The sequence below is a fragment of the Acinetobacter sp. YH12233 genome (assembly GCF_013417725.1).
Taxonomy (GTDB): Bacteria; Pseudomonadota; Gammaproteobacteria; order Pseudomonadales; family Moraxellaceae; genus Acinetobacter.
In genome coordinates, this window is sequence record NZ_VPDK01000049.1 from 1 (window position 1) to 17,293 (window position 17,293).

Annotated in this window: 18 protein-coding genes and 2 pseudogenes; 7 read left to right on the plus strand and 13 right to left on the minus strand. The window is 37.0% G+C overall.

The features are described from left to right. Positions 1-256: 256 nt before the first annotated feature. A complete protein-coding gene (locus FTV12_RS14860; protein WP_075316580.1) occupies positions 257-832 on the plus strand; it encodes a recombinase family protein in 576 nt (191 codons plus the stop codon). Between the two features lie 226 nt (positions 833-1,058). On the opposite strand, the gene FTV12_RS14865 is transcribed toward FTV12_RS14860, so the two are convergent. From FTV12_RS14865 to FTV12_RS14895, 7 genes are all read right to left on the minus strand, one after another. Next, a complete protein-coding gene (locus tag FTV12_RS14865; protein ID WP_180009768.1) occupies positions 1,059-1,556 on the minus strand; it encodes a hypothetical protein in 498 nt (165 codons plus the stop codon). Between the two features lie 100 nt (positions 1,557-1,656). After that, a complete protein-coding gene (locus FTV12_RS14870) occupies positions 1,657-2,361 on the minus strand; it encodes an IS6-like element IS1008 family transposase (RefSeq protein WP_043963410.1) in 705 nt (234 codons plus the stop codon). Positions 2,362-2,602: 241 nt separating this feature from the next. Then, the gene (locus FTV12_RS14875; protein WP_114237944.1) at positions 2,603-3,403 is read right to left on the minus strand and encodes a DUF2310 family Zn-ribbon-containing protein; all 801 of its coding nucleotides are present in this window, start codon (positions 3,401-3,403) and stop codon (positions 2,603-2,605) included. A 136-nt stretch (positions 3,404-3,539) separates the two neighbouring features. Then, positions 3,540-3,878: a hypothetical protein gene (locus FTV12_RS14880; protein WP_114237945.1), complete on the minus strand. Its 339-nt coding sequence runs from the start codon at positions 3,876-3,878 to the stop codon at positions 3,540-3,542. Positions 3,879-4,961: 1,083 nt separating this feature from the next. Next, the gene (gene repM, locus FTV12_RS14885; protein WP_306669327.1) at positions 4,962-5,828 is read right to left on the minus strand and encodes a replication initiation protein RepM; all 867 of its coding nucleotides are present in this window, start codon (positions 5,826-5,828) and stop codon (positions 4,962-4,964) included. 39 nt (positions 5,829-5,867) lie between these two features. Beyond that, complete coding sequence (locus FTV12_RS14890) at positions 5,868-6,572, minus strand: IS6-like element IS1008 family transposase (RefSeq protein ID WP_043963410.1); 705 nt, start codon at positions 6,570-6,572, stop codon at positions 5,868-5,870. Positions 6,573-6,817: 245 nt separating this feature from the next. Continuing rightward, positions 6,818-7,177, minus strand: a complete 360-nt coding sequence (locus tag FTV12_RS14895; protein WP_179989163.1) for a surface-adhesin E family protein — start codon at positions 7,175-7,177, stop codon at positions 6,818-6,820. Positions 7,178-7,348: 171 nt separating this feature from the next. Here FTV12_RS14895 and FTV12_RS14900 point away from each other — a divergent pair, with 171 nt between their 5' ends. Further along, the gene (locus tag FTV12_RS14900; RefSeq protein ID WP_050595110.1) at positions 7,349-7,543 is read left to right on the plus strand and encodes a type II toxin-antitoxin system RelE/ParE family toxin; all 195 of its coding nucleotides are present in this window, start codon (positions 7,349-7,351) and stop codon (positions 7,541-7,543) included. Positions 7,544-7,637: 94 nt separating this feature from the next. On the opposite strand, the gene FTV12_RS14905 is transcribed toward FTV12_RS14900, so the two are convergent. Continuing rightward, positions 7,638-8,432 carry a hypothetical protein gene (locus tag FTV12_RS14905; protein WP_031946098.1) on the minus strand — a complete coding sequence of 265 codons (795 nt, stop codon included), beginning with the start codon at positions 8,430-8,432 and terminating at the stop codon, positions 7,638-7,640. Positions 8,433-9,047: 615 nt separating this feature from the next. Here FTV12_RS14905 and FTV12_RS14910 point away from each other — a divergent pair. Then, positions 9,048-9,405 (plus strand): annotated as a pseudogene (locus tag FTV12_RS14910) (type II toxin-antitoxin system RelE/ParE family toxin). Further along, positions 9,398-9,700, plus strand: a complete 303-nt coding sequence (locus tag FTV12_RS14915; RefSeq protein WP_096902794.1) for a helix-turn-helix domain-containing protein — start codon at positions 9,398-9,400, stop codon at positions 9,698-9,700. The pseudogene FTV12_RS14910 and the gene FTV12_RS14915 overlap by 8 nt, the downstream one beginning before the upstream one ends. Before the next feature lie 43 nt (positions 9,701-9,743). Here the strand turns inward: FTV12_RS14915 and FTV12_RS14920 are convergent. Next, positions 9,744-10,900, minus strand: a pseudogene (locus tag FTV12_RS14920) (IS4 family transposase). 207 nt (positions 10,901-11,107) lie between these two features. Between FTV12_RS14920 and FTV12_RS14925 the strand changes: the two are divergent. Further along, positions 11,108-11,305 carry a hypothetical protein gene (locus FTV12_RS14925; protein WP_096902802.1) on the plus strand — a complete coding sequence of 66 codons (198 nt, stop codon included), beginning with the start codon at positions 11,108-11,110 and terminating at the stop codon, positions 11,303-11,305. 116 nt (positions 11,306-11,421) lie between these two features. Here the strand turns inward: FTV12_RS14925 and FTV12_RS14930 are convergent, their stop codons facing one another. Both FTV12_RS14930 and FTV12_RS14935 read right to left on the minus strand, forming a co-directional pair. Beyond that, positions 11,422-11,700, minus strand: a complete 279-nt coding sequence (locus FTV12_RS14930; protein ID WP_000361155.1) for a helix-turn-helix domain-containing protein — start codon at positions 11,698-11,700, stop codon at positions 11,422-11,424. Next, entirely contained in the window at positions 11,693-12,997 is a 1,305-nt protein-coding gene (locus tag FTV12_RS14935; RefSeq protein WP_096902800.1) for a type II toxin-antitoxin system HipA family toxin, read from the minus strand. Before FTV12_RS14935 ends, FTV12_RS14930 begins: the two co-directional genes overlap by 8 nt. Positions 12,998-13,213: 216 nt before the next feature. Between FTV12_RS14935 and xseA the strand changes: the two genes are divergently transcribed. Both xseA and xseB read left to right on the plus strand, forming a co-directional pair. Beyond that, entirely contained in the window at positions 13,214-14,482 is a 1,269-nt protein-coding gene (gene xseA, locus FTV12_RS14940) for an exodeoxyribonuclease VII large subunit (protein ID WP_179994478.1), read from the plus strand. After that, on the plus strand, positions 14,472-14,666 hold the full coding sequence (gene xseB / locus FTV12_RS14945; protein ID WP_001058302.1) for an exodeoxyribonuclease VII small subunit: 195 nt from the start codon (positions 14,472-14,474) through the stop codon (positions 14,664-14,666). The genes xseA and xseB overlap by 11 nt, the downstream gene beginning before the upstream one ends. A gap of 253 nt (positions 14,667-14,919) precedes the next feature. Here xseB and FTV12_RS14950 read toward each other — a convergent pair whose 3' ends face one another. Both FTV12_RS14950 and FTV12_RS14955 read right to left on the minus strand, forming a co-directional pair. Then, complete coding sequence (locus FTV12_RS14950) at positions 14,920-16,218, minus strand: Y-family DNA polymerase (RefSeq protein ID WP_179994477.1); 1,299 nt, start codon at positions 16,216-16,218, stop codon at positions 14,920-14,922. Further along, the gene (locus FTV12_RS14955) at positions 16,215-16,787 is read right to left on the minus strand and encodes a LexA family transcriptional regulator (RefSeq protein WP_179994476.1); all 573 of its coding nucleotides are present in this window, start codon (positions 16,785-16,787) and stop codon (positions 16,215-16,217) included. The genes FTV12_RS14950 and FTV12_RS14955 overlap by 4 nt, the downstream gene beginning before the upstream one ends. Positions 16,788-17,293: the final 506 nt, after the last annotated feature.

The following is a 17,293-nucleotide window of genomic DNA, read 5'->3' on the forward strand; positions in this document are numbered from 1 at the left end:
TAATATTACTGAAATTACGTTACAAATAGAAAATACGAAATGTAATACATTGAACCAACATAAACACTAATTTGGACTTTAGTCTTCATATAGATGTTTTGTGTAACTTTAAAGTATACCCTAAAGTAACAATATAAAAGTTCTTAAAACTATGTAACATTTAAATGATTTTTAACCATATATAACATGTAACTTTGATATTTAAGATTTATAATTTACGAAATTGTTCATTTTTATCTAATTGGGGCGTGAAAGAGTGAAAGGCCAAAAAGTAGGTTATGTGCGAGTGAGTTCGGTCGAGCAAAATACAGGGCGTCAACTTGAGGGAATTGAAGTCGACCGGATTTTTGTTGACCGTGCTTCGGGTAAAAATACCGACCGACCGAAATTTCAAGAAATGTTGAACTATGTCCGGGAAGGGGACAGGGTGATTGTACATTCCATGGATCGTTTTGCACGAAGTCTAAAAGATTTGGTCACTGAAGTAGATAAACTGGTCAAAAGAGGGATCGCTATCCAGTTTGTAAAAGAGAATATTACTTTTACTGCCCAATCCACGCCGATGGATAATTTGATGCTGCAACTGATGGGTGCTTTTGCGCAATTTGAACGTGAAATCATTCTGGAAAGGCAAAAGGAAGGAATTAAACTCGCCTCTGTTCAAGGGAAGTACAAAGGCCGGGTACATAAATTGAAGCCTGATAAAGCTGAAGCTTTGCGACAAGCATGGAAGGAAGGGCAGTATCCTTCAAAAATGGCATTAGGCCAGGCATTTGGAATTAGCCGCCAAGCGGTATACCGCTATTTAAAAGCCGGAGAGGAACTCAGTTGAAATTGGCGACTATAATTATTTATCTTATGAAAACTGTGGAACACTGACCCGGTACGGTTCAAGTAAAAATAATTATATTGCTGAGGAGGTTCTTATTGAAAGAGCTGAGAAGTTGGTAAAAACTATTGAAGAAATAGCTAAAAATCAGCCTGTAAAATACGGGCTGATTTATTGTTATAACTTTTAAAGATTAAGTTTAAAATAATATTAGCTAGGTGTTGGAATATTAGTAGTTATAACGGGTTTCTTGATAAAGATCTTCAGAAATTGGAAGTTGGGCTACCTTTTTAAAACGTCCTGACTCTAATACATAATAATATGCCATATAGCCGAGAGAATCGTAGTCATTTGTGTAGAGCTCTTCTGTTGTTATGATTACCTTGCTATTTGCTCTAATGCTGACAATATTTTCACCGCCTTCACCACCAAATGGTGTATCAAGAATGGCACCTGTTCTTTTATTGATAAAAGTATATACACGACAACTCGTACCACATCCCCATACACTCAGAACATATTCGCCAGCAAAGTTAATATCTTCTTTAGAAGAGTTAGTTAGACGTGTTTTGTAATTTTTATGATATGGCGTTGTTAATTTTGGTGCAGAAGTGGGACCTGTATAAATTCGAGCGGGATAGTCTGAGAATTTAGGGATTTCTACGATTTGAGCAAAGCTTGTATTAATTATAAAAGTAAGAAACAAAAAAATTATAAAACGATTCATTTTAAAGACTTGTATTGGGAAAGTAGTTGCGTGAAATGTACCATATTTGGCACTGTTGCAAATAGAGATTTGAGTCGATGATGTTCCCTTTAAAAAGTGCTTAGAGACCGAAAACCCTGTTGATTAGACACACTTCACCCTGAGGCTGACCATAATAAAATGACGATGCTTGTCCTTTACGTAGTGCACGCATGACTTCAATACCTTTAATTGTGGCATAAGCAGTCTTCATAGATTTGAATCCTAATGTGGCCCTGATGATTCGCTTTAACTTACCATGATCACATTCAATGACATTATTTTTATACTTAATCTGCCTGTGCTCAATATCTACTGGACATTTTCCTTCTCGCTTTAACCGTGATAAAGCATGGCCATAGGTCGCTGCTTTATCTGTATTGATGACCCGTGGAATTTGCCATTTTTTCACCGTATTGAAGATCTTTCCTAAAAAACAATAGGCTGATTTACTGTTCCGTCTAGCGGAAAGGTAAAAGTCAATCGTATGACCACGTTGATCAACTGCACGATACAGGTAAGTCCATCGCCCCTTCACTTTGATATAAGTCTCATCCATATGCCATGAATGTAAATCTGTAGGGTTACGCCAATACCAGCGTAACCGTTTTTCCATTTCTGGAGCATAACGCTGAACCCAACGATAAATTGTACTGTGATCCACATTTATGCCTCGTTCAGCGAGCATTTCTTGAAGTTCACGATAGCTGATGCCATATTTACAATACCAACGAACAGCCCAAAGAATGATTTCACCTTGAAAGTGCCGACCGTGGAAGGGATTCATCTGCTGTATCTCGAAATAAATAAGATATTTAGCTTATCATGTCAGCCTATTTGCAACAGTGCCTTTTTAGGTGGTTCCGCTAGGGTATACTGAAAATAAACTTGTCCTGTACCTGATTCCAGTAAAACACTCTCCGAAAATATCGAGACGATTCACGGTTGGTTACAGATAGTTTGGGTGTTATTTTTATCTCTATGCTTGATAGGCTTTATGAGCTTACCACAAATAATTTTTCATTCGGTCAGTCCTCGCTTTCATCCGACCAATTTTGACTCAACTCACTCACCAAACGACTCTCATCGCATTTAAAATCAATATAGTGATAGGTATTGGCAGGCAATAGCCAATCCTGCCCTGTCAGTGGACATTTTTGTTCCATATCTTCTGCCTGTGTCCAATCACGGTAATTCATTAGAAAATAATAGGTGGGTACACCTGTGCTTTGTTCAATGATACGGCACAATTCTCGACCTATTTTGCTATGCTCAGAATTGGGATTTTGCATTTGCTCTAAGGCAAAGGCTTCACTTACTGGTTGAGAACCAAGCCACAAACGATATAACGCTTCAGCCTGACGATACCATGACCACACATTATCATAACAAGGGTGATCAGGTTGGGTATATGGGATTTTATATAGAGGAATGCCTTGTAAGGTTACTCCATCTAGTAAAGGCGAACTCCAGCCCCAACGCAACATGTAAAATTCAGATTGCGTTGGTACGGCATAACGGGGAAGAGGATAGTCATGGTCTTCTCCGATATACAAGGTTTGAATGGGTTTACCTGCTAACTGTTCGATTTTATTGTGCATTTCTTGGGCATAGCTGTTCATATTTTTACGGTCAAGGGCATCCATTTCAGGACACACCACAGTCACGCGAGTAATATCATTTTGGCTAACAGCTAAATGATGGTTACGGGGTAATATTTGTCCGTTGCCTTCTAAATTTCCTAAATAACAAAATACATCATGGTCGTGGCTATCATCATCTTCAGCGATACCTGTATATTGGGGTATGATAATATCAAAGGCGTGCATTTTTATATCTCATGCTTAATTTATATTAAATATATTTGGGGATGTTGCTGTTGAAATTGGTTAAAGTGCTGTCTTGTAGTGTCAATTTAACCTATACCGTCAATGCCGTACACTCTAAATATTAATAATACTTAAACTACTTGATATTATAACTATAATTTTTCTTATCATATTTACCGAAATAAGGAACAGCTACATCCTTATGCACTGTATTATTACTATCAGTATATGTAATTACTATAGAGTCTTCGGTGTCAGAATATTTTATAGGATACTTAAATGATTGATTAGGAGATAAATTACCTATATTTTCTGATTTATTAGTGGTTTTATAAGTTAAATTAACCTTAGTTATATCTTCGGAGGTTTTGTTATTTATAATTAGCATCCCTTCTGATTCACTTTGACTGGAACAAGCCACAGTAATTAATGCACTTAAGCTAATTACATACAGTTTTCTTATTGAGATCTTCACGAGCCAAACCTTTAGTTATTTTATTTAATACAAAATAATTCTATGCAAGAAATGCCACTCTCAACTTCTTAAGCCTATTGGAATGGCTGTATTACAAGAATTGTAAGTTTAATATTGAAAGTCTAACCTTCGTAAAATAAATGATTTAGCGAAAAAAAGTTGAGAGTTAAGCATAAAATGGAATCTTATTTTTCACCAAAGGAATTAGAAGATGTTAAAGAACCATTAGTTATAACTTTCATTTTGAGACTACCCTAAATTCTGTGTAACTATCTAGTTTTCTAAAATACTTCTTAAATTTTGTCAAAATGGCTTTATTAGCTCGAAAAACTAACTTTCTATACACCATGAAGTACACCGCGACTACCTAAATAACTCAATATACCAATATCATTAGCCTACAGCCTAAGGTTCTAGTCCTCACTAGGGTACCGAAGCAGTGAAATTGGTTTGCCATAGGCATACTAATCAGAGTATGAAAAAGAAACTCCTCTCTCTGCAAATTCTTGATTGAAAACACTAAGAACCTTCATACTAAAAGTATAATAAATAAGTACTAGCCTTTCTATTATGGTGATGTCGTTCATATTCCAAGATATTCTCCGATCATCTAATAACCCCTCCCAACTAGGATCGTTTATTTTAGGTATAGATTGACTGCCGTAAGAAGGTATTTGATCAACTAAATGACGCATATCATCGAGTTTTTGATTTGATAGGGGTTACCCCAGAATTTGGAGAAAATAGTACGACAAGGAATTTTGTCGACTAATTAATTTATTAAAATCAAAGATTTATATTTTTATGCTTTGCCTGTCTGCTAGAGATTGGCAACATGCAATTTAATTGAAAGATTTTTAACGAAGTTCTTAAATAACAACTACATAGAAGTAAATAAATGTACTTACCGCCCTATAATTTCCGTTTTCTGTGCTGACCCCTAATATAGCAGTTTTTCACTGAATAGAACTCAGATAACTTATCATTTGGTGATAGTCAGAAGCCTTTATTCCCTTAAAATAATTTTTGTTTTTGATATCAAGGACTACTTCTACCACAACCTGTAAACAGCGAATAAAAATCTTAAAATTTAAACCCTAATTTCGATAAGAAGGGTAAATATACTTTCTGCTTTTCACTATCTAATAATGCTTCAGCAATTTGTTCAGCAAACACATCGTAACTTCGACCTGCTTGCCCTTGTGCCAAATACGATGCCTCATGTAATTGAGATATTTTTTTAGCGAAGGCAAAGCGTTGATTATCGGTCATGGTTATAAACATATCTACTGTATGTGGATCACGCTCTGTCTTTTCAGCTTTTACCGTTTTGGGCTTGGTTCTTTGTTTAAATTTAAAGGTAAATCCTGTAATAGTGCGACCTTGCTTGTGTTGCTCATATTCAGCAATAATATCCGTGTGTTCGTTAATTTGACTAATAGCCAAATCTAAAACTCTTGCTTTGAAATGGTGCATACGCACATATTCATCACTCAATAACCCAAAATGATTTCTTAACTCATCTAACGAGATTTCATTGGTTTTGCCCACAGACCGCCATTTAATCAAAAACTCATACAGGCGAATAGCATATCGGCTCTGTAAGCCTTTAATTTGCTCTATCTCGTATTTGGTAAATTTTTTTTCCAATCCTACAATTAATGGTACAACGTCATTGGCGAATACTAATCTTACCAATCCTAAATCATTAACGTAACTAATCTTTTGCACAAAGCGACTGCGGACAAACTCAATTTTTTGACTACCCTCAACAAACTGGGTGTAATTAAATTCCGCTTCAAATAAACCATTGACTCCACGCTTTAGGGCTTCATAAGCCGTATGTTTAGCCACGTCAAACTGTTGCATATAAGATTGGGCATGAATAGTTAAAGTCTTGTTCAATACACTTTCAATATTATCGCCCAACTTACGAGGGCACTGTTGCAAATAGAGATTTGAGTCGATGATGTTCCCTTTAAAAAGTGCTTAGAGACCGAAAACCCTGTTGATTAGACACACTTCACCCTGAGGCTGACCATAATAAAATGACGATGCTTGTCCTTTACGTAGTGCACGCATGACTTCAATACCTTTAATTGTGGCATAAGCAGTCTTCATAGATTTGAATCCTAATGTGGCCCTGATGATTCGCTTTAACTTACCATGATCACATTCAATGACATTATTTTTATACTTAATCTGCCTGTGCTCAATATCTACTGGACATTTTCCTTCTCGCTTTAACCGTGATAAAGCATGGCCATAGGTCGCTGCTTTATCTGTATTGATGACCCGTGGAATTTGCCATTTTTTCACCGTATTGAAGATCTTTCCTAAAAAACAATAGGCTGATTTACTGTTCCGTCTAGCGGAAAGGTAAAAGTCAATCGTATGACCACGTTGATCAACTGCACGATACAGGTAAGTCCATCGCCCCTTCACTTTGATATAAGTCTCATCCATATGCCATGAATGTAAATCTGTAGGGTTACGCCAATACCAGCGTAACCGTTTTTCCATTTCTGGAGCATAACGCTGAACCCAACGATAAATTGTACTGTGATCCACATTTATGCCTCGTTCAGCGAGCATTTCTTGAAGTTCACGATAGCTGATGCCATATTTACAATACCAACGAACAGCCCAAAGAATGATTTCACCTTGAAAGTGCCGACCGTGGAAGGGATTCATCTGCTGTATCTCGAAATAAATAAGATATTTAGCTTATCATGTCAGCCTATTTGCAACAGTGCCCTATAAAAAGGGAGCTTTAGAGACTGTAAATAAAACTGTATTTACACAGAATTATTTACACCCTCGTGTGACAGTGCCGCCCTAAATTAAATAACAAATTTTTTCTATCTTTACTCTTGAATTGTCATTTAGATCAGGATAACTACAATAATTCTCTGATCCCCCAAATCTCTCAAGTTTTTCTAATATTTTCCTGTACATACCTCCCTTTTAAGCGTATCTAGATTTGTATTTGGAATTATATATTCTTCTTTTGTAGGTTCCATAGCTATTGGATCACCTGTTACTTCTTTGTACATAACTCCTCCTAGTCTTCGGAATTTTTCTTGTTCGCAATCTATCTCATATAGAACTGTTGACCTATTCTTCTCCTCTTTAAACTCGGTTTCTACCCAAGCTCTTGTTATTTTGGGATTCTTTGTACTATTTAATTTTATAATTTTAGATTGATAATTTGCATTATCTATAATTATTTTTGCAAATATATTTTGAGCATTAAGAACCATTACGCTGATTAATGTAATTTTTAATAGTCTTTTCACCTACTTAGTCTCTTTAAAGCTAATTTCCAGAAATATACTTATATTATTTCTGTTGTTCAATTTATTTTTTAATTTAATAATTTTAAATGGGTTAAATGGGTAAGGACACACAAATGGGAAAAACTCCCTGTTGCTATACGAGATCAATTTAAGAAGTAACTAGCCAAAGTCATAGAGCAGCCACATATTCCAAAGAATATGCTGAGAGGCAATCTTGCAGGTTGCTATAAAATTAAATTATTAAAAGCTGGTGTCAGACTTGTCTATCAATTTAAAGATGATCAGGTAGTTATCTTGCTCATCACAGTCGGGAAACGAGCTGATAGCATAGTTTATGACGAAGCTAAAAAGCGTATTAAAGACTAAAAATGGGAGCTTATAGCTCCCATTTTGAATGGGTTCTAACATTTTGACTTTGCATAGCACCTATTATATTAATTTTAGGAATACTTAAGTTTAGTTAAGAACAATAGTCTTGTTTAAATCTTGAATAAGGAACATTTCTACGTTGTGTTAGATCTTTCCCTTTTAAATCATTGGCTAATTTATCTGATAATTCTTCACTAGATTTTATTTTGTTTGGAACCCATGAATAAGCATGTCTAGGTAAAATTTCAAAAAGATTAGTCATACCAGGTACATAAGAATACTTAAATTGAGTATAAACTTGATCATAGAATCCCTTACAGATTCTATCATTTTCTTTTGAAACTAAATTTCTATTCATAGATGTTGAGAAGTCATATAAGCTCCCATTTTTGTATTCATAATCATATTTTTTCCCAGTTTTAGGACTTTGGCTTGATGTTATTTTTATACCTGAATTAAGCTCTGAAATAGTAATATCTAATGACTCTTTGAATTCAATAGTTTCAGATTTAATTAATTTTGCTAGATCGTTAAACTCATATATAAAATAATGGCTTTCTGGGCTACTCATACCAAACCATGCGCCACATGTACTTGTTACAACATAAGTATTCTGCTGTTGCTTATATATCTTTTCTAAGATTTCACATTGTGGGTCGATCTCACTAATAAAACCAGCATTTCTATTATTGTTCTCAATAGAAAATGGATACTGTTTTACATATAACTCACTGTATTTATTTGTTATTTTATATAAACCAATATTTTCTGGATAACCTTCATTATTTTTTATAAATTTGAATGGCTTAACTTCAATGGCATACGCAACACTACCAGCCATTATGAGAATATTTAGTAGAAATATTTTAGAAAGAGGACTTTTCACTTTAAATACCTTATAAGTTTAAATTATAAAGTAATTTTAGCTACTAATTAAAAAAAAAGGTGAAATATTCAATTATTAATTGTCCATTTAACATAATGGTGGTTATACGCAATACACTTGTATATTAATATAAATATCAGATACTTAATAAAACCAGAAAAATCTAAAAATGCACAAAAAGCCGATTTTGAAACAAGTCGGCTTTTTTATGAGCGGTTTTGATATTTTTTGCCAACATTTTTGCTCAAAAAACACTCAAAACAGAAAATCACCTACAATCTATAAGGCTTTCAACCTGAAAAAAATCCACAATTTATGGGGATAACTCTGGGGCTATTTTTAAGCCATTTTTGTACGCTTTGACGTACAGTAATTTAAGGAATCTGCTTCTAGCTGATCAAAGCTTTATTTCTTATGATGTAGTCAAGGAAAGCAGGAAGCTCCAAACAACAAGAATAAGAAAGATCAGCACAAGGATGGTTAGGTACGACAGAAGTTATACCTTGCAACCAAACACGAAAAACCCCGACAGGATGTCGGGGTTTTTTATTACCATTTGAAAACTGACTAAGTTCACTATAAAATATAGACTATAATCTATATTTTGGTTGTGATATGTGGACAGTCATCACAACAGATCTGTTTAATGAGTGGCTTGAGCAGCAAGATGAATCAACACAAGAGAAAGTCCTCGCAGCTTTGGTCGTTCTACAGCAGCAGGGACCTAGCTTAGGTCGCCCTTTAGTGGATACCGTGTATGACTCTAAATTTACCAATATGAAAGAGCTACGCGTTCAGCATAGAGGTAAACCACTTAGAGCCTTTTTTGCATTTGATCCATTACGACAGGCCATTGTGCTTTGCATCGGTGATAAAGGCGGTAAAAAGCGTTTCTATAAAAGAGATGCTGGACATTGCAGAACAGCAATACGAACTTCATCTCTCAACCCTAGGAGAACAATCTAATGGCTAAAACCTTACAGGAATTATTGGTTAGTCGCTCTCCAGAGAGCCAAGCACGTATTAAAAAAATGGCTGATGAGCTACTGTTAGAGACTCAGCTCCATCTTATTCGAGAAGAGTTAGAGATTTCCCAAAAAGAACTTGCTGAAACTTTGGGAATAAAACAGCCATCACTTTCAGCAATTGAAAATCGTGGTAATGATTTAAAGATTTCAACCATGAAAAAGTATGTTGAGGCAATGGGTGGTAAGCTCCGTATTGATGTGGAGCTTCCAACAGGAAAACATATAGGATTTAATGTGTAACGATAAAAAAGGTAGCTATAAGCCACTGCTGTCCCACAATTTTTCACAAGAGGAAGCTTAAATAAGCTTCCTCTTGTTTAATGGGGATTTTATCGGGTGAGAATAAAGCTTTTAACGTTTTTCTTTCAAACAAATTCACTTGAATGATTCTGAGTAAGCGCTGCACTGTCCAGCCTTCTTTCCCCAGATGTTGAGCGAAACTCACCAGCAAATAGGCGATTAACGCGATCCAAATTTGAGTTTGTATGGCATTACGGCTTCGGCCTAGAAATGACTTTAATTTTAAATTCTGTTTAAGTGCTTTAAAGAACAGCTCCACTTTCCAACGGTCTTTATAAATTGCAGCAATCGTTAATGCTGCCAGATGAAAGTTATTACTCAGAAACTCAAACGTCCTGTTCTTATCGGTATCATAAAATTCTATACGTCTTAATAATTTGGGAGCACCTCTTTTCTTTGCATAAGCACTACTTAATTCAATCCATTCATCCGCAATAATACCTTTAGATGCTAATACGCTGCGGCTAGATTTCACTTGATAAACTGTCTTTGGGCGCAATCGGGTGACAAAACTGACCTTTTGATGAGTCAATTGGGCAAACCATTGATAATCAATATATCCTTTGTCAAATACGACAATACTGCCAGCAGGAAATTTGAATGCTCTGCCTTGTACCATATCATTTTCAATGCCATCCCCAAGCGCCACAAATTCAGGAATGGTATTGCTGTAATTTAAGCCAACGCTAAGTTTCATGCTGGCTTTGGATTCATGCACTTTGGCCCATTCACATAAGGAAAATGACAGATCAATATGGCTGGCATCCAGGGAATATAAGGGATTCTTAAAGCGGAATTTATGAGCTACTTTTGAGTGTTCATAAGATTTAAGCAAGGTGTAAAATAGCTGTTCATACAAGGCTGCAGGCTGTTCCTGATTGATTCGAGCCAGTGTACTGCGAGGGTGATAGACTTTGCTCCGAGAGCATTCAGCTTTTCTTGTTGACACTCTAGATTAGATTGAATATCCCGCAGACTTTGTCTGCAGGAAAGTTGAGACATCAGTATGGCAATGAACTGATCCCATCTTGAAGCGGCTCTAAATTTCTGACCGACATGATGTATTTGAACAAGACGTTCAAAATCTTGTCGGAGTATGGGTTTAATCAATTGATGAAATACGGTATTCTGATATGACAAAACCTGAGTCCTTGGTCGTTAAAGTGTTGGTTCGCACTTATATTTTAACGATTCAGACTCAGGTTTTTTTATTTAAATCAAACTATGGGACAGCAGTGAGCTATAAGCTCCCTTTTTTGTGTTAGAAACCATTTAAAGTGTCTGTATTCTCACCATTAAAAATGTCTGGTTTATGATGATCTAAATAACTTCTCAGGATATGACTCTATGAACGACACTGAAAATCAAAAAAAACTCCCATTCTCAGAGGATGAATTACTCGAAAATATAGATGAATATAAAGCACATGCAGATGAAATTACTGTGCTTACAGAAACCGAATTCGATTATTCATATTTCAAACACTCTACTCCATTTTTTCAAAAACAAATTAATTACTGTAGAGACAAAACCCTTGCTACATAAGGTTTTGGAGTCGTTTGTCTAAAAATAATCATAAAACAACCTAGAGCCTGTTTATTTCCTCTTTGTATCCTTAAACGGATAAGATTTTAGAAAAACCGATGGCTCAGAATTAAAAATCATTTAACTTTTATTTGTAATTGTAAACCGAAAGTATCGAGTAATTTCTGCATGGATTTCAAAGTAGGATTGCTCCCTGGTTGCTCCATTTTTTGCAGTGTCTGTGGCGCAATCTTAGTAATTTTAGCCATATCATTCAGTGTTAAATGTAGCTCTGTTCGAATAAATCGAGCAACTTGATAAAAAGACCAGTCTGGATGATTATTGATGGTTTCAAGCACAGATAGTCTTTTTTCCATTTGTTGAATAGGGGTCAATGGTTTAAAACGTTTATCCATGGCTGATCTCCTCCAACTGCTGGCAAATATTGATTATTCGATATTGGCTATTTTCCAGAATTTCATCCGCTACTTGAAGAGCCTGCATCTTTTCTAACAGTCCCCGATAAATTGGTAACTGTTCAATTAATAAAGTTTTAATTTCTTGTGGATCAATCGAAGTGCTTTCAGCTATCTGCTCAATCACAGAACTCAAAAGTGGCATACCACCATGATCATCTCTTTCCCAACGAGTAGTACGTGCAATACCATCAGGATGTAACCACATTGGCGCATAATCAAATAATGGTGTGAGCTGAATTTTACCATTATTGAAGCGTTGGATTGCTGTATTGCGAGTATGGTTATCTTTATTGCCTAAGGCAACATTTGCGAGATCACGCTTCAAATACTCAAATACTTCCTGCTTTGGTTCGGTACAAGCCTCCATAAGCAGGGTACATATTTGATTATGGGTCATTCTAACCCCAAAGCCCGCCTTCCCACCTAGAGATGCAAGGCTTTCCTGAGCAATTCTTTCAACTTTGCCATTAATTACTTTGCGATCAAATCTTGGAATAAACAAAGTCTTGCCATGTAGCTCAAGATCCCGGTGTACACGTAGTTGCAAGTACTGAGCGACTTTCATATACAAAGCTTCGTTCATCAGGATTTTATTCAAATTTTGATCACTGCCGCGGCTAAATTTAACCAACCAATGCTGCTTAACTTGATCATCTGGAAGAGTATGATCTAGATAGAAAAGATCATCATAACCTTGTGTTAACAACAATTTTGGCCACTCACCCTGAATACCAGATGAACCGGCAATAAAAAGTCCATAAGATGCGAGCGATTCAATAAACTTCTCTTTACGTTCAATAATTTTGCTTAGGCTAAATCCCTGATTTTGCAGCTTTGGGAAATGACTCTGTAACCACTCATGAGCCTCTTTGACTCGCAGATTCCCAATTGGATTTCCTGCGCCTGCTTTTAAAAGCGCCCAGTCCGCTTGTTCCTGAACATTCTCAGAAAAATCAAGCTGTCTTAGTAATTCTTTGCGACCGTATCCTTGAGGTAATAGATCCATAAGAAATGCTGGCCAAGTTGATTCCAATCTATTTTGGACGTTCACCGGTAAGTCATAAGCAAGCGCATGACCATCTCTTAGATCCATATATGAAATAGCATATTCGAACAAATATGATGTACGTGTAGCTGCCTGCCATCCAGCATTTTGATCATCCGTAACCTCAACCAAAGCACAGTCATGCCATTCATAGTCTTGGTAGATTTGCAGTGTACAGTATTGCTTCATAATTTTATTAAAATAGTAAAATATAATGATTTTATTGATTATATATCTATTTTAATATAAAAGTATAATTAAACTAAAAATCTCAATGATCACTCTAGGTGTCTAAGAAGAACTTATACATTTCTCAAAATTGCAATAAACTCATCTGATTTGCAGTAGAATTGATCAATATTGGGTTAAATCTTACCTCCTTATATTTTAGCTATCCTTTACATCATGTCAGAACGTCAACAACTCAGCCTTAGTGAATACCTTGCCACTGTACAGGAAGTCATCCAGCTGACTTTTGATGGGGCAGTGTGGGTCAAGGCTGAGATCCGTAATTTAAGTATTAAAGGCGGTCACTATTATCTTGAGTTGGCTGAGAAAGATGAAGAAAGCCATAAGGTGATCGCTAGTTGTAAAGGCACCATTTGGAAATTTACGGCACAAAAAATAATTCTAAAGTTTGAACGAGAAAGTGGTATTGAACTGTCGAAAGACCTGAATGTACTGATCAAGGTCAAAGCTAGATTTGATCCGCAATATGGCTTCTCGGTCAATATCGAAGATATCGACTCTAGCTTTACTCTAGGAGACATCGCCAAACGCTATCAGCAGATTCTGCTGCGACTGACTGAGGAAGGCCTGCTCAATAACAATAAACAGTTGCCGGTACCCTTTGATATTCAGAATGTCTTGGTCATTGCACCGGAAAATGCTGCAGGGTTAGGTGACTTTAAAAAAGATGCGGATGCCCTGGCTCAGGCTGGTGTCTGTCATTTCGTTTATCATTCAGCAACTTTTCAGGGTAATACGGCTTCTGCCAGCATCATTCAGGTTTTGGGTAGTGCCTTAAGACAGTGGGCTCAAGATTACTCGATAGCACCAGACCTTATTGTGATCATCCGTGGAGGCGGAGCCGTGAATGACCTAGCTTACCTGAATGATTATGATCTGGCCGCACTGCTGTGTAAAAGAACTGTGCCGATCTGGGTCGGTATTGGCCACGAGAAAGACCGCACTATTTTGGATGAAATTGCACACCGTTCCTTTGATACCCCGAGTAAAGTGATCGCAGGGATCCGTAACCTGATTGTGGAGCGAGTCAATGAAGTTAGTACTGCTTTGCAGACCATCAAGCTACTGTCACAGCACCAGTTGATCACCTACCAGAGCCAGAGTGATCAGTATCTGAAAACTATCAAAACTCTGACACAGAACCAGATCAATGAAGCCCAGCGTAGCGTTGATATGCTTAAAAGTGATACTCAGTATCTTGCTCAACAACAGATTAAACTAGCTTCACAGCAGGTGGAGTCATTGATGAGGGAAACCTTGCTACAGAATCCTCGTAATGTGATGGCCAAGGGCTATGCAATTGTCCGTAGCCAAGGCAAAGCTATCCGTTCCATCCAGCAGATTACTGACCAGGAATTACAGATTGAACTTAAGGATGGCACCATTGATGCCACCGTGACACAGGTAAACGCACATGAACAATGAAGAACTAAGTTTCAAGAAAGGTTATGAAATTCTCAAGAAAAATGCCGAATTTCTTGAATCTCAGGAAGAACCGGATATTGATAACCTGATGGCGATCGTTGAAGAGTCCATGACTGCCTATAAAGCCTGTAAGTTACGTATTGATGCTGTGCAACAGGCGTTGAATGACACCTTTAAAGAATAAAAATTCTAGGTCGAGAAAAGTCTAGAATGTTCTAGAAATAAAGGACATGAGATGGTGAAAACTGACAGTTAACCCAATAAATTTGCTTGAGCAGAGTTTTATTACTAACCACCTTTTCCTCTATAGGTGTTACATGGATCCCAAACAACATACTTACGTTGTTAAATGGTTGACTGAAGATCAAGCCTGTGTCGGCTTATGTGTCGAGTTCTTCATTAAGCTGACTTAAACCAAATAGGTGGGGCTAATGAATTTAATGGCCGATCTTTAATAATCCCTGCCAGCTAAAATAGTTCTGGGTCAAATGAGTACGGTTCATTGACCACTTTCGTTGTGGTAAGTAGCAGCTGCCAACAGCTAATTTAGTTTTCCCATATCTCGCCTTTACCGCTTCTAAAGTCTGCATGAGGCTTTCATTACTTTCACGCTGGCTGTGGTCTGTCAGCAGGTCAGGAGTAAAGCGCTGCTTAGCAATTAAATCCGTCAGAATTACACCACACTTTTTATATTTCACGTCAGATTTATAAATGTGTTCCAGCAGTTGCATGGCTGTTTTAATCAGATCCAAAACACAATCCGTCGGTTCAGGAAACTCAAAAGCCAACGATTTACTGTAATAGGGAACCTTTGAATCAAAAGGATTCGATTGCACAAAAGCAATGACACATCCACATAAGGAAGCGTCTGCTCGTAAACGTATGACTGCATCCTGTACATATTTGCCCATAGCCTCTTTGAGATCATCTAGCTCGGTAACTTTTTCACCAAATGAACGACTTGCTATGATTTGCTGTTTGGGGGGAGGGGCATCATCTAACTGCATACAAGAAACACCTTGCAGCTCCAATACTGTTCTTTGCATTACCACAGAAAAAAGGCTCGCCATGCGATGAGCATCTTGCATCACTAAATCTAGCACCGAATAGATTCCCATGGCATTTAGTTTTTTAACTAACTTACGACCAACGCCCCAAACTTCACCGACCTCAATGTCTGAATAAAGCATTTCCTGATCTAGGAAATCCATATTGAGTAAGTTACACACACCCTTGAAACCCTGTCTTTTTTTGGCAAGATGGTTGGCCATTTTGGCTTCGGTTTTACTACGACCGATACCAATCGAGACGGGTAAGCCAATCCAATCCAACAATCGTTGTTTCATGTGATGCGCATACTGAGTTAAGTCAAAATTTTGTGCATAACTGGTCAGGTCTAAAAAACACTCATCAATTGAATAGATTTCCTGTTCATGTGGCGCAACAAAACTAGCCAAAATTGAATGAAAACGCTTGGACATTTCAGCATATAAAGCATAGTTACTGGATAACACCACGACCTGATGTTGCTGAACAATATCTTGTATTTGAAAGAGAGGAACGCCCATTTTGATGCCCAGCGCTTTGGCTTCATTACTTCTTGCCACAGCACAGCCATCGTTATTGCTGAGCACAATCACAGGTTTATTGTTTAGACTGGGATTAAATACCCGCTCACAACTGACATAGCAGTTGTTAATATCAATCAGGGCATAAATCCGCTCGTAACTGCTCATCTGAACTTCTTGATCACACTGGTAACCACACCCCAAATCAGCATGGTTTGATTATCTTTCAAATGGATATCAGCAAAATCAGGATTAGCCGCCTGTAACCAGCATTGATTACCCTCAATCATCAAACGTTTAATCGTAAAATCATTGTCAATCAATGCCAGAACAATATCCCCATGCTTGGCTTCAATACTACGGTCAACGATTAGCTTGTCATTCAGATCAATCCCTGCATCACGCATGGATAAGGATTCCACTTCAACGATAAAGGTTGCCTGTTGGTTTTGAATAAGAAACTCGTTTAGATCAAGGGTCTTATCGATATAGTCCTGAGCAGGGGAAGGGAAGCCTGCAGCCACTTTTTGCAAAGCAACAGGAATCTCATAATGTGTTTTTGTCTCAAGCAATCTAATAGAGGAAATATCGTTAAACTTTGGAGTGTCATTTTTTTTCAGGTATTTCTTGATTTCCAATACACGAGACTCTGGCACCCGAATGACCTTGGTCGGTTCGTTATAGACAAAAGGACGGCCAGAACCTTTGCGTGCACCACCATGCTTATTTTGCGTCATTTTTATTATCAATCTTGATTATGTAACATAATTAAGATTATAGAAAACTCAGAATATAAAAACAAGATTGTCCGTTCTTTAATAAAGTATTATCCCAAATCTTGGGATTGCCATGATATTAGCAAAGCCACAAGATCAATCAGACGACACAATAAAGATTGTCTAATCCTTGATCGTAGAGACTTTATATTTGAAGCAACAGAAGACCTAAAGGGCTTTACTGGTATCCATTGATTGTTCAGCAACATTAAATAAAACTGTGGAACATTGTTCAGTTATTGATCGTGGAACGTGAACAATCATAAAAAAAGCCCATTCGAGGGTGAATGGGCTATAAAACTAGTATCAACACATGGAATTATAACACAATTTAAAAAGCTGTTATTCCCAAGTAGAAATGTCCTACCTAATAACCAAATAGAAATGTCCTATATGGACATTTCCAAGTCAAGCACAGGATTTAGATTTCGTTGTTCAATCGCTGTTTTCTGTGCACGTCTGCTTGG